11 protein-coding genes are annotated in these 13,295 nt (G+C 60.1%); 6 read left to right on the plus strand and 5 right to left on the minus strand.

What is annotated here, in order from left to right:
- Window positions 1-185: 185 nt before the first annotated feature.
- Together AAC083_RS06995 and dinG are read right to left on the minus strand one after the other, a co-directional pair.
- Complete coding sequence (locus AAC083_RS06995; protein WP_108536171.1) at window positions 186-845, minus strand: YccT family protein; 660 nt, start codon at window positions 843-845, stop codon at window positions 186-188.
- Between the two features lie 179 nt (window positions 846-1,024).
- Window positions 1,025-3,097: an ATP-dependent DNA helicase DinG gene (gene dinG / locus AAC083_RS07000; RefSeq protein ID WP_108536172.1), complete on the minus strand. Its 2,073-nt coding sequence runs from the start codon at window positions 3,095-3,097 to the stop codon at window positions 1,025-1,027.
- Between the two features lie 381 nt (window positions 3,098-3,478).
- Here dinG and AAC083_RS07005 point away from each other — a divergent pair, with 381 nt between their 5' ends.
- From AAC083_RS07005 to AAC083_RS07015, 3 genes are all read left to right on the plus strand, one after another.
- Window positions 3,479-4,546, plus strand: a complete 1,068-nt coding sequence (locus AAC083_RS07005; protein ID WP_108536173.1) for a porin — start codon at window positions 3,479-3,481, stop codon at window positions 4,544-4,546.
- Between the two features lie 221 nt (window positions 4,547-4,767).
- Window positions 4,768-5,709 (plus strand): hypothetical protein, encoded by a 942-nt coding sequence (locus AAC083_RS07010; RefSeq protein ID WP_181364675.1) that lies wholly within the window; start codon window positions 4,768-4,770, stop codon window positions 5,707-5,709.
- A 145-nt stretch (window positions 5,710-5,854) separates the two neighbouring features.
- Window positions 5,855-7,045: an amino acid aminotransferase gene (locus tag AAC083_RS07015; RefSeq protein WP_108536174.1), complete on the plus strand. Its 1,191-nt coding sequence runs from the start codon at window positions 5,855-5,857 to the stop codon at window positions 7,043-7,045.
- 11 nt (window positions 7,046-7,056) lie between these two features.
- On the opposite strand, the gene AAC083_RS07020 is transcribed toward AAC083_RS07015, so the two are convergent.
- From AAC083_RS07020 to AAC083_RS07030, 3 genes are read right to left on the minus strand one after another with little or no spacing between them, the layout of a single operon-like run.
- On the minus strand, window positions 7,057-7,269 hold the full coding sequence (locus AAC083_RS07020; RefSeq protein WP_108536175.1) for a hypothetical protein: 213 nt from the start codon (window positions 7,267-7,269) through the stop codon (window positions 7,057-7,059).
- 49 nt (window positions 7,270-7,318) lie between these two features.
- On the minus strand, window positions 7,319-7,813 hold the full coding sequence (locus AAC083_RS07025; protein WP_108536176.1) for a DUF2062 domain-containing protein: 495 nt from the start codon (window positions 7,811-7,813) through the stop codon (window positions 7,319-7,321).
- A complete protein-coding gene (locus tag AAC083_RS07030) occupies window positions 7,807-8,325 on the minus strand; it encodes a DUF2062 domain-containing protein (RefSeq protein WP_042036528.1) in 519 nt (172 codons plus the stop codon). Before AAC083_RS07030 ends, AAC083_RS07025 begins: the two co-directional genes overlap by 7 nt.
- Window positions 8,326-8,352: 27 nt before the next feature.
- On the opposite strand from AAC083_RS07030, the gene AAC083_RS07035 reads away from it, so the two are divergent.
- The 3 genes from AAC083_RS07035 to lpxK form a co-directional block, all read left to right on the plus strand.
- The gene (locus AAC083_RS07035) at window positions 8,353-10,620 is read left to right on the plus strand and encodes a DNA internalization-related competence protein ComEC/Rec2 (RefSeq protein ID WP_258224624.1); all 2,268 of its coding nucleotides are present in this window, start codon (window positions 8,353-8,355) and stop codon (window positions 10,618-10,620) included.
- Between the two features lie 191 nt (window positions 10,621-10,811).
- Window positions 10,812-12,581: a lipid A ABC transporter ATP-binding protein/permease MsbA gene (gene msbA / locus AAC083_RS07040; RefSeq protein WP_042036529.1), complete on the plus strand. Its 1,770-nt coding sequence runs from the start codon at window positions 10,812-10,814 to the stop codon at window positions 12,579-12,581.
- Window positions 12,581-13,295: tetraacyldisaccharide 4'-kinase (gene lpxK, locus AAC083_RS07045; protein WP_108536177.1), on the plus strand; the 715-nt coding region annotated here is incomplete at its 3' end. The genes msbA and lpxK, both read left to right, overlap by 1 nt.

Genomic DNA, 13,295 nt, shown 5'->3' on the forward strand with positions numbered 1-13,295 from the left:
CGAGCCAAGTCGAGCCAAGAGAAGAGTAAGGCCCCATAAAGCAAGAGGCGACCTCGGGGTCGCCTCTTGCTTTATGGGGCCAGGACAATGGCTTCAGCCAAGGCGCGTGCGCGCCGCCTCAACGGCGAATATGAAGAAGGGGAGCCAGGCTCCCCTTCTTGCACACGATGGCATTCACTGCGCCGTTACTGCTGCTGGATGACCCAGATCTGGAACGCTTTGCGGGTTTCTGTATCGGCCTTGTTGTACCAGCTCTGCAGCTGGGTCAGGGCTTCCGGGTTGCTCTGAGCCTTGCTCGGGGCAACCTGGACCGGCGCGCTGGCGGCGGCCATGACGGCGGCGCTGGAGACGGCGACCGTGGTCGGCTGGTTGAAGGCCTTGCCCATACCCAGCAGCTCTTGCTGGTAGTCACGGGTCAGTTGGAAGCCTTCGACTTTCGGCAGCACGAACTGCTCGCTGGCCACGATTTGACCGCTGCTCTTGTCTTTCAGGACCACTTTTTGATCCTTGACGAACTGTATTGCTTCGGTTTCGTTGCGTGGCTTCTTGTAATCCAGCACCAGTTTCTGATTGTCGGCGGCGGTGAAGTTGATCACCAGCGGCTCGGCGGTCACCAGCTTGATGTCGCTGCGGCTGGAGTAATTGCCTTCGAAGGCGACGACCAGCTGATGATCACCCGCCTTGATGGGGTAGGTGCTGGACTTGTCGAGCAGCTTGGGATTGATAGGCTGACCATCGATCAGCTGGACGACATAGGGGTTGGTGACTTCCAATTGGGCATCGGCCAGGGCGCTACCTGCCCACAACAGACCAGCCAGAGCCGGCACCAGAACAGTCAGTTTCATTTCATCTCCTTGAACAGTCAGGCGAGTGCCCACTGAAAAACAGGGGGTCATTTTTACAGGTTTGCCCAAGGGCAGCAATAGGCGTTTATGACGCTAGGTATTGGCCCGACAACCCACCGTTTTCTGGGTATCAAAAGGGGGGTGGGCCAGCCGGATCTTCTCCCGCAGGGGGCAAGACCTTATTCAATCCGGCGGCTGAATGGCGGCAGCGCATCGAGCAGCCCCTTGCCGTAGCGCTTGGTCAGCAGACGCCGGTCGAGTATGGTGACCCGGCCCCTGTCCGCCTCCTTGCGAATGAGGCGGCCGCAGGCCTGAATGAGCTTGCGGGAAGCCTCCGGCACCGTCAGCTGCAGGAAGGGATTGCCGCCCCGTTTTTCGACCCACTCGGCGGTGGCCTCTTCCACCGGCGAGTTGGGCACCGCAAAGGGTAGCTTGGTGATCACCAGGTTGGTGAGGTAGTGGCCAGGCAAGTCCAGCCCCTCCGAGAAGCTGCCGGTGCCGAACAGAATGCTGGCCTGGCCGCCGTCGCACTTTTGCTTGTGCAGGGTGAGCAGGGCATTGCGGGAGGCCTCTCCCTGCACCAGCAAGGAGAGCCCTTTGGCTCGCAGTCCCACCGCTACCTCGTTCATCTGCCGGTAGGAGGAGAAAAGCACCAGGCTCGCCTCCTTGCCTGCCAGCAGGCGGGGCAGGGCACTGATGAGCTCCTGGGTGAAGGCGGGGGAGCTGGGCTCATGCTCCATTCTGGGCAGATAGAGTTCGGCTTTCTGGTAGTCAAACGGGGAGCGCAAACGCAGATAGCGGGTGCCGTCGTGCTCTTTCAGCCCGACTTGGTGGCGAAAATAGCTGAACGAAGAGAGGGCTGTGAGGGTGGCCGACACCAGCACGGCGCCCAGACACCTTGACCAGAGCCACTCCTCCAGCAGATACCCGACTTCGATGGGGGAGGCGTGCAACCAGATGTCGCCATCGTCGCTTTTGGCCATCCAGCGGGCGAGTGGTGTCTTGCCCTCGGGTACATGGCGTCCCAGCATCTCCCACAGGGCACAGAAACTCTCCAGCCGCTGCAGGTGAAAACCGCTTTCCGCTAGCAGGGGCTCGGCCTCCTTGCGCCGGATCTCGCCATCCTTCAACGCCTCGCCGATGGCGCCCTGCATCCTGTCCAGTGCCCGCAGCGCCTTCTTGCTCGCCTCTTTCAGGTTTTCCGCCAGCATGGGCAGGGGGTCTGGCAGCACCCCTTCGGCGAATCGATAGTGTGCCTCACCATTGAACAGCCGGTCGTTGGCGCTGAGCCACTGCTCAAGCGCTTTCAGATCCGGTTGCAGGGAAGCCAGCGCATCCTGCAGCTTCAATTGCGGATCGAGCAGGCTGTCCTTGTTTAGCGTTCTGGCCAGCTTGCCGGCACTCTGTACCAGCTTCTCCAACCAGCGACGGGAGCCTTTGACGCTGGCCGAGGCGGCGCCGTGATCCCGGGCTATGGTGGGCAGGTGATGAGCCTCGTCCAGCACATAGAGACACTCATCGGGGGGCGGTAATATGATGCCTCCGCCCATGGTGAGATCGGAGAGCAACAGGGCATGGTTCACCACCAGCACATCGGCGGCATCCATGTCGTTGCGGGCGCGGTGGAAGGGGCAGTGCTGATGATGGCTCAGCGCCTTGTTGCAGGTGTGGCGGTCGGCAGCGATGCGATCCCAGCACAGATCCGGGATGGGCTTGGGCCAGTTGTCCCGGTCGCCATCCCATTTCCCGTCCGTATAGGCTTGCCACAGCGCTTGATAACGCTCCTTGTCAGAATCTGACGGCTTGTGCTTGCTCAGCGCCTCGAAGTTGAACTCGAAGTTAGCTATCTCGGCGCCATTGGCGGCCTGCTCCAGCAGATGTTCGCAGCAGTAGCGCTGACGCCCCTTGACCAGCATGAAACGAAACGGCAGCTCGCTGTGGCGGTGATAAAAGGGCAGGTCCTTGTGGATCAGCTGCTCTTGCAAGGCGACGGTAGCGGTGGAGATCACCAGCTTCTTCTGGGTCAGGCGCGCCACCGGGATGGCGCCCTGGGCATAGGAGAGGGATTTGCCGATGCCTGTGCCTGCCTCCGCCACCAGGATGCGACGCTGCTTGTCATATTCCCCTGTCAGGGTCTTGGCGATCTCCGCCACCAGAAAATTCTGCTCTTTGCGCGGCACAAAACCGGGTAACCCATCGGCGATTTGACGATAGGTATTGCGAATGGCGGCTTTGAGGCGGGTAGACAGCATGAAAGAAAAGACCGTTGCGGGGGGTGAAGAAGGACAGGATACCCGTAACTGCCAACCCGGGTCGAGGCATGGTGCAACGCACAGATCAGACCTCTTCTTCTATTTATAAGGCGAGTCCTCGTCACTGAGCGATAATTAACCAGAATAGGCCACTAAAGCCAGCCATTATCGCTGTAAACGTTTTCCCAAAAGGTGCAAACAATGTGCGATTCAGGTCACAAATTTTCCGCTATGACCATGCTTTTCGTAAGAAGTTCCAAGTTTTTTCATTGCGGATTGGAAAACCCGGTGCTAGTCTCGATCGCATAGTGATGCAAAGAACATCGCTAACACAGGGAATAACAACAACTTAGTGTTTAATTACAGTAGGCATTGGAAACTATGAAAAAGACAATTCTGGCTATTGCTATCCCGGCTCTGTTTGCATCTGCCGCTAACGCTGCAGTGATCTATGACAAAGACGGTACCACTTTTGACATATACGGCCGTGTTCAGGCTAACTACTACGGTGAGCACAACAAAGCTGATGCTAATGACGCTTCTGGCTACAAAAACGTTGATGGTGAGCTGATTGGTTCCTCCCGTCTGGGCTGGTCCGGTAAAGTCGCTCTGAACAACACCTGGTCCGGTATCGCCAAGACCGAATGGCAAGTTTCTGCTGAAAACTCCGACAACAAGTTTGACTCCCGTCATATCTATGTTGGCTTCGACGGTACCCAGTACGGCAAGATCATCTTCGGTCAGACCGATACCGCGTTCTACGACGTGCTGGAACCGACCGATATCTTCAACGAATGGGGTAACGTAGGTAACTTCTACGACGGTCGTCAAGAAGGCCAGATCATCTACTCCAACGCCATTGGTGGTTTCAAGGGCAAGCTCTCCTATCAGACCAATGATGACAAAGCCGTCAAAGTGACTGATATGGGTCAGGGCATCAAAGAAGTTGCCATTTATGGTCCGGATGTTAAGCGTAACTACGGTTATGCCGCTGCCGCTGGCTATGACTTCGACTTCGGTCTGGGTCTGAACGCTGGTTATTCCTATTCCGACCTGGAAAGCACCTCAAACAACCATACCGGTGACAAGGAAGAGTGGGCACTGGGCGCACACTACGCCATCAACGGTTTCTACTTCGCCGGTGCTTTCACCCGCGGCGACCTGAGCTATGACAGCTCCACTGGTGGTGACAAAGACAAGGGCCGTGGTTACGAGCTGGCTGCTTCTTACAACGTTGATGCCTGGACCCTGCTGGCTGGCTACAACTTCAAAGAAGTCAAGGTTAACTCCAGCGCTGCTGGCGCAGAGTACCAAGACCAGGTTGATGAATTCCTGCTGGGTGTTCAGTACAACTTCACTTCCAAGCTGAAGGCGTACACCGAGTACAAAATCCAGGGTATCGACAATCTGGACGACGAGTGGACTGTTGCCCTGCAATACAACTTCTAATCTAGCCCTAGTGCTGATTTAGTTGATAAACGGCCAAGCTTGCTTGGCCGTTTTGTTTTATCTATCCCCGCCTCTTTTCTCTTCTATTGCTCTGTATTTTTTCCTCGCGTTGATGCTGCGCCAGCTCACGTTGTCTCTTTTTTGTCCTTGGCTCTTCGCCAGTGAATCGCTAGATTATTCAACTCGTTGAAGGACGTTCGACAAACAGGGGAGGATGACGCTTGATTGACTTCAGTCACCCGCATTGGCGGGAACTGGCCCGCCAGCTACTGGATCACTCCCCCCTGGTGATCCGGGCTCGCCAGTATCTGCCGCTGGTGGGCCTGCTCAAGGACAACCAGTTGCTGCTCGCCCTTGGCAATCACAGCTATGAGCTGACCCCGGCCGGACGGCGCTATCTGACCCGCGAGCTGATGCTGGCCGAGATCGCCACTGCTCCCCCCGAGCCCGAGGAGTGGTTGCACGCTCAGGGCTGGCAGTTGGGCGAGCAGGTCAACGAACGGGTGCTGGCGGCACTCTATCGCAAATCAGGGGCAACGTTCAGCCCAAACGAGCAGATCGATTTCGAGGACAAGGGCATTGGGCTCTGCGCCGATCAGCTGTTGCGCTTGCGTGCGCCGCAGCCCTTCAGCCTGTTCTTCTGCGGCGGTACCCTGATCGATGCGGCGCCCTGGCTGCAGGCACTCGGCGAGGTGGCCCTGCCTGAGCGAACCCTGGCGGGTCTTGGCAAGATCCTCTGGGGAGAGGGAAACATCGAGCGGGTGATCACCACCGACAGCGTCGGAGTCTTTGCCGAACTGCCCCTTGATCCCGGCATCTTGCTGGTGTGGGCGCCCATGGCGGCGCAAGTTGCTTTGCAACAGGTAGTGGCCGCCCTGCCGCCCAATGTGCAGTGGAGCCACCTTACCTCCTTCGATCCTGCCGGGGTGGATCGGACACTGACGCTGGCCCAGCGGTTGGGCCGTCCGGCCAGCTGGTGGTTGCCAACTGCTTTTTCCCCCATAGTGTCGGCCTATGCCCAGCCGTTGGGTGATGGTCGCCCCTGGGAACCGAGCCGGATCCCCAAGTCTTTGTTGGCAGCTTGTAGCAGCTTGGTTGAGTCCAATGGTGGTTTGTCCGCCGAGGTGTGCGCACTGGCGTCAGAGTGGCATGCGGTCGGTTGATATTGCCGCAGATGTTGGTGAGAAAGCGGTTTTCCCCCATGAAGCACGATGATATAAAGAGTTGACGAAGCGCTCGCCAGATGAGCGCTTTTGTTTAACAAGCCGCTTTGCCACCCAACGAACTCAACGGAATACAGGGAATACCATGTTTGAAAAGGTTGTTGCCGCCCCAGCGGATCCGATCCTGGGCCTGACCGAAGCCTTCCGCGCTGACTCTCGCAGCCACAAGATCAATCTGGGGGTCGGGATCTACAAGGATGAGACCGGTGCCACCCCTATCCTTCACTGCGTCAAGCAAGCCGAGCAGCAGCTGCTCACCGACGAGAAGACCAAGAACTACCTCGGTATTGAAGGCAATATCGAATACGGCCGCATCGTGCAGCAACTGCTGTTCGGGCAGGACTCCGCCTTGATCGCCAGCGGTCGTGCCAAGACGGCTCAGGCGCCGGGTGGTACCGGTGCCCTGCGCATTGCCGCTGAGTTCGTGGTGCGTAACGGTCTGGCCAAGACCATCTGGATCTCCGATCCCACCTGGGCCAACCACGTGAGCGTGTTCCAGGCCGCCGGTTTGACCGTGAAGTGGTACAAGTACTACGACGCCGCGACCAAGGGGCTCGATTTTGCCGCCATGCAGGCCTCGCTTGCCGAAGTGCAGCCAGGTGAGCTGGTGCTGCTGCACGGCTGCTGCCACAACCCGACCGGTATCGACCCCACTGCCGAGCAGTGGCGCGCCCTGGCCAAGCAGAGTGCTGCTGCTGGCTGGCTGCCGTTGTTTGACTTTGCCTATCAGGGCTTTGCCCGAGGTATTGAAGAGGATGCCGAGGGTCTGCGCATCTTCGCCGAGTGCCACAACGAGCTGCTGGTGGCGAGCTCTTTTTCCAAGAACTTCGGCCTCTACAACGAGCGGGTCGGCGCCTTCACCCTGGTCAGTGCGACCAAGGCAATTGCCGACGTGGCCTTCACCCAGGTCAAGACTGTCATCCGTGCCAACTACTCCAACCCCCCGTCACACGGCGCTGCCGTAGTGACTACCATCGTCAGTGACCCGGCCCTTTATGCCGAGTGGGTGGAAGAGGTGGCGGCCATGCGGGTGCGTATTCGCGAGATGCGCGAGCTGCTGGTAGAGAAGCTGGCTGCCCTCGGCGTGAGCCAGGATTTCAGCTTTATCCGCGAGCAGAACGGTATGTTCTCCTTCTCCGGTCTCTCCAAAGATCAGGTTGAGCGCCTCAAGAGCGAGTTTGCTATCTACATCGTGGGCTCCGGCCGGATCAGCGTGGCCGGTATTACCCGCGCCAACATCGATCCTCTGTGCGAGGCCATCGTCAAGGTGCTGTAAGCGAGCCGTTATTACTCGGTGATGGATGTACTCAGTAAAAGCCCGTCAGGATCCCTGGCGGGCTTTTTCGTTCCTGCTGTGCGCACCTCATCGGTATCGTTGAACAGCAGGTGAGCCTCATTGAACAAGAACACCAATACCTGCAGGGTGACGGTTTTGCCCGGGCCGTTTGCCCGGTGATGAGGGGGTGGCGATTGGCCATGACGGGCAAGGGAGAGGGACATGAGGAGACCCCTTGTCAGGACAAGAGGGGTCCTCCTGACCTGGGGTCGGTCAGCGTACGCGCGCCAGCTTGGCCAGTTGCATCAGCAGCAGGGTGAGGGCGGCGCCGCTGGCGGCGGTCAGCACCGCCAGCAAGAGGCTGCCGAGCAGGAAGGGAGGTACCAGGGTCATGGCCTCGTGTTCCAGCCAGTGCAGGGACCAGATGAGATGAAACGGCTCCGGCGTCTTGTGCAGCACCAGGCAGCCGGTGCGGTAGGCATAGAAATACATGAAAGGGAGCGTCACCGGATTGTTGAACCAGACTGCCAGCAGGGCTAGCGGCAGGTTGAGGCTGAAGGCCAACGCCAGAGCAACGGCGATTAGCGAATGCATGGGGACCGGGATCCAGCAGGCAAAGAGGCCCGCTGCCACGGCACCACTCAGGGCCCGTGTTCCCCCCTGCCAGAGTGCGGGTGCCAGCAGGCGGTCACCAAACAGGGCGAACCACTTCTGTTGGCGTAACGTGTCCGGATCTATCTTGAAACGGGCAAACCACGGGCTCAGCATGTCCGCGCTTCCTTGCGCTTTTGCCATTGGCGTACCGTGCTGATGCGCCAGAAGGTGCGGATCAGGGCATAGCCTATCAGCGAACTCAACAAGGCGAGCACCAGTGAACCCAGCAGCAAGGGCGGGGCCAGGGTCTCGAATACCGACACCAACCAGGCCAGAGTGAACTCGATATTGATGTGCTGGGAAGGCTGGCCCAGCAACTGACAACCAGTCAGGTAGGCGCAGTAAAACAGGGGGGGCATGGTAATGGGGTTGGAGAGCCAGACCAGGGCGACGGAGAGGGGCAGATTGACCCGACAGACGATGGCACCACCGGCCGCCAGCAACATTTGGCAGGGGAGGGGGATCCAGGCCATGAAGAGGCCGACCGCGAACGCGCCAGCGGCGGATCGCCGGTTGAGATGCCACAGGTTGGCATCGAGCAGCAACTTGCCGAACAGCCGTAAGTGCTTGTGTTCCTTGAGTCTCTCTTGATCAGGCATCCAGCGTTTTATGAGTCGTTTGGGCATATTGAAACCTTGCTAAATACTTGCACCATGGATCTGCGCTTGTTGTCGTTTGCCCTGGGGGCAAGCTCCTCGTTACTCTGGCCATGGTTACCTTCATGGGAATGGGGGGGCCTGATGCTGCTGATCGCGCTCCCCCTCGCCTGTTATCGTTGCTGGCGTCTGCTGTTTCTGCTGCTCGGCATCCTCTGGATGCAGGCCAGTTTGCAGTACCGGCTCGCCTGGCTGGATCAGCTGGAGGCGCAGGTGAGCCATATCATAACCGCACGCTTGCAAAGTGCAGAGCCCGAGGGCGATAAATTTGTCCGGCTGCTGCTGCGGGTGGCATCCCTTGATGGCCAGGCGCTGACCCCGGAGCCGCTGGTCAGGATCAACGCCTACCAGGCCCTGCCCGCGCTGCCGGCGGGCAGCCGTATGACGCTGGTGGTCTCTCTTAAACCGGCCCATGGGCTGGCCAACGAGGCGGGAATGGATGGACGGCGTCTGTTGCTGGGCAAGGGGATCACCGCCACCGGTAACCTGCGCCGCATCATCGAGACGCAAGCCGCCGCGCCGGGCTTGCGAGAGCGCTGGCTAGCTGAGGCCGCCGCCAGTTGGCAGGGGCTGACCCATGCTCCCCTGTTGTCGGCACTCACCTTTGGCGAGCAGAGCGGTATCACGGATGAGCAGTGGACGTTGTTTCGCGGCAGCGGACTGACCCATATTATCGCCATCTCGGGCCAGCACATCGCGCTGGTGGCTGTGCTGGGCTGGTGGTTGGGGCGGCTGTTCGGGCTGCGCGGGGCCATACTGGTCGCCTTGTTGTTTGCCGCAGTCTACAGCTGGTTGGCGGGATTTGCGGTGGCCACGGAGCGGGCCCTCATCATGGTGCTGGTGTGGAGCCTGCTGCGCTGGCGCCGGCGAGAGTGGCCCGCTTATCGCATCTGGTTGTGGGCCTTTGTGGTGCTGGTGTTGTGGGATCCCTTCGCCCTCTACTCGGCCGGCTTCTGGCTCTCGTTTATGGCGGTAGCCCTGCTACTGGCGGCGGGTTATATGGAGGCAAAACCCGGTCTGGTGCGGCTGCAAGGCTTGCTGCTGATCGGCTTGCTGCCGCTGCAACTGGCGTTGTTCGAGGGGATAGCGCCGCTGGCGCTCCTGCTCAACCTGCTGGCGTTACCGCTGTTTTGCATCGGGATCATTCCGCTGGCGCTGATCGGCGTCCTGCTGGCGCCACTCTGGGGCTGGCTGGCCCACGGCTTGTTCTGGCTGGCGGATCTGGGGTTGCAGTGGGTGTTGTGGGTGCTCACGCAACTGGCCAGTCAGTGGCAGCTCTGGTGGCCGCTGCCGGGCTGGGTGATGCCGGTGAGCGCCCTGCTGACCCTGCTCTGGGGCGCCTGGCACGTGCCGGGGGCGCGCCCGCTACTTATTCCTGTGGTCGCGGCCCTTTTGCTCGCAGCCTGGCCCACGCCAGTGCGCTGGCAAATGCGGGTGCTGGATGTGGGGCAGGGCTTGTCTGTGCTGATCACCCGAGGGGAGCGCGGCATCCTCTATGACACCGGGGATCGTTATCCCGGTGGCTACAACATGGCGGATGCCGCTATCCTGCCGGTGCTCAACCGGCTCGATGTGCAGGTGCTGGATTATCTCATCATCAGCCACAAGGACAGGGATCACGCTGGCAACCGTCGGGCGATATTGCGGGCGCTACCGGTGCGTCATGAGCTCTCCTCGTTCGAGTTTGGCAAGCTCACCACCTTGTGCCGTCGTGGCCAGCGGTGGCGCTGGCAGGGGCTCGATTTTGTCGTGCTCTGGCCCGAGCAGCCGGGGCGTGGCCACAACAACGATGGCTGCGTGTTGCAGATAAGCGACGGCAACCGGCGCATCCTGCTCAGTGCAGACATAGAGCAGGAGGCTGAACGCCGTCTGCTGGCACTGGATCGGGGCGAGCTGGCCAGTACCCTGCTGGTGAGCCCTCATCATGGCAGTCGGACCTCGTCCACCCCGGCTTTCGTCACGGCGGTGAATGCCCGCTATGTGGTGCATAGCGCAGGATTCATTAATCAGTGGGGCTTTCCCCGTCCCGAGGTGGTGGCCCGGTATCAGCAGGCCAGTCAGTGGGTCACAGGGCTGGATGGCGCCATCCTGGTTGAACCTCTGGCTGACGGACTTGGCATTCGCGCCGAGCGCGACCATGGTCCCTGGTATCGCCGGGGCGGCGCCTGGTGGCGTCCCGTGGGCTGGCCCACGTCACCCTCTGCCATGTCCCGCCCGGACCCGCAGCTGCGAGGGGCCGCTGACCCGAAGCCGGTCAGGAAATAATCCATCATATCTATCTAAATGGAACCGGGTGTTGGCTGTCAAGATGGCGATACTGGGTGGATGCGCAAGTGTTGGCGAGGGCATTAATCCGTCATTTCCCGTTATGACTCTGGCTCTCGAGATGGCGGTGCTTGGTGGATGCCCAAGCTTTGGCTAGAATACCCCGTCATTTCCCTTATTAACGGCTATTCATGCAACAAGAAACCTCACAAGACAGCTGGCCCATTTTCAAGCGTCTGCTCGGTTATGTCCGGGATCGCAAGCTGGGTCTGGTCGGCGGCATCATAGGGATGCTGGGCTATGCCGCTGTGGATACCACCTTCGTCTACTCCATCAAGCCACTGATCGATCAGGGCCTCAATGGCAATGATAGTAACGTATTGAAATGGATGCCTTTCTTCGTGCTCGGCATCGTTGCCCTGCGTGGCTGCGCTACCTTCCTCTCCAACTATTGCATGGCCTGGGTCGGCAACCATGTTGTGATGCGACTGCAACAGCAGGTGTTCCGCCACCTGATGGCCATGCCCATGAGCTTCTTCGACCGCCAGAACACCGGCAACCTGCTGGCCAAGGTGACCTATGACGCCAGCCAGGTCTCCTCTGCCGCCAGTTCAACGCTGGTCTCGCTGGTGCGGGAAGGGGCAACCGTGGTCGGTCTGCTCGGTCTTATGTTCTGGCACTCCTGGCAGTTGTCGGTGATCTTCCTGGTGGTGGGCCCTTTGGTGGGCATTCTGATTGGCCTCATCAGCCGTCGTTTTCGCAAGATAAGCCGTCACATCCAGCAGGCGGTGGGTGACATCACCACCTCGACCGAGCAGATGCTCAAGGGTCACAAAGAGGTGCTGATGTTCGGTGGCCAGCAGGTCGAAGAGAAACGCTTCTTCTGCGTCAGCAACCGCATGCGCCAGCAGACCATGAAGATGGTCGCCGCCGATGCCATCGGCAGCCCCATCGTGCAGATGGTGGCCTCCATTGCCCTGGCCGTGTTCCTCTACGTGGCCACCATAGATTCGGTCAAGGCGACCCTGACTGCGGGTACCTTCACCGTCATGGTCACCTCCATGATGATGCTGCTCAAGCCACTCAAAAGTCTGACCGACGTGAACAACCAGTTCCAGCGCGGTATCACTGCCTGTCAGAGCCTGTTCGGTCTGCTCGACACCTCCCCGGAAGAGGATACCGGTACCCGTACCCTGGATCGTGCCCGTGGCGAGATCGAGTTTCGCAACGTCACCTTTACCTACCCGACCAAGGACATGCCAGCGCTGAACAACGTCAGCTTCAAGGTGGAAGCGGGTAAGTCCGTGGCCCTGGTGGGGCGTTCCGGCTCCGGCAAGAGCACCATCGCCAGCCTGTTGACCCGTTTCTACGACGTAGAGCAGGGCGAGATCCTGCTGGATGGTGTCAATATTCGCGAGTACCGCCTGAGCGAGCTGCGCAAACAGTACGCTCTGGTCTCCCAGCACGTGCACCTGTTCAACGACACGGTCGCCAGTAACATCGCCTATGCGGCGGAAGAGCGTTACAGCCTGGAAGAGATCCAGCAGGCGGCCCGTATTGCCCATGCCGACGAGTTCGTCAGCAAGATGACGCTGGGTTACGAGACCGTGGTCGGTGAAAACGGAGCGTCACTGTCCGGTGGTCAGCGTCAGCGTATTGCCATTGCCCGTGCCCTGCTGCGCGATGCCCCCGTGTTGCTGCTGGATGAGGCGACCTCGGCGCTCGATACCGAGTCCGAGCGTCACATCCAGGCTGCCATCGACGAGCTGTGCAAGGCGCGCACCTCGCTGGTGATCGCTCACCGCCTCTCCACCATAGAGAAGGCGGACGAGATCCTGGTGATCGACGAGGGCCATATTGTCGAACGTGGCAACCATGCAGTCCTGATGGCCAACCAGGGCACTTATGCCCAGCTGCGCGCCATCCAGTTTGGTAACGTTGCTGCGGGTAACAAGGGCTAATGCTGCAGCAACTCTGGTATGGCCAGAGCCGCTGGCGCTGGTTGCTGGCCCCTGTTGCCCTGCTGTTTGCCATTATCAGCGGTGCCCGTCGCGTCGCCTATCGGCGTGGCTGGTTCAAGGCCTATCGGGCCAGTCTGCCGGTGATCGTCGTGGGCAATATCTCGGTGGGTGGCAACGGCAAGACCCCGGTCGTGGTCTGGCTGGTGGAACAGTTGCAAGCCCGCGGGTTCAGGCCCGGGGTGGTGAGTCGCGGCTATGGTGGCAAGGCGCCCTATTATCCCTACCGGCTCGATGCCAACAGCAGCACGGCGCAGGCGGGTGACGAGCCCGTGCTCATCGCCCGTCGCTGTGGCTGTCCCGTGGTGGTAGCACCGAAGCGGGCCGATGCGGTGCGTCTGCTGGAACAAGGTGGCGAGGTGGACATCATCATCACAGATGACGGCCTGCAGCACTATGGACTGGCACGCGACATCGAACTGGTGGTGGTGGACGGGGTACGCCGTTTTGGTAACGCCTGCCTGCTACCCATGGGGCCGCTGCGCGAACCCGTGACCCGGCTTAAACGGGTGGATGCCATCCTCTGCAACGGCGGTACGCCAGCCAGAGGGGAGTATCCCATGCGGCTGGTGGCCGATGTGCCGCGCCGGGTGCGCGATGACGTGCCCGCCAGCGGGCCCTTGCCACGCGTTGTGGATGCCCTGGCCGGTATAGGCC

Source organism: Aeromonas sp. HMWF014, assembly GCF_963878295.1.
Lineage (GTDB): Bacteria > Pseudomonadota > Gammaproteobacteria > Enterobacterales > Aeromonadaceae > Aeromonas > Aeromonas popoffii.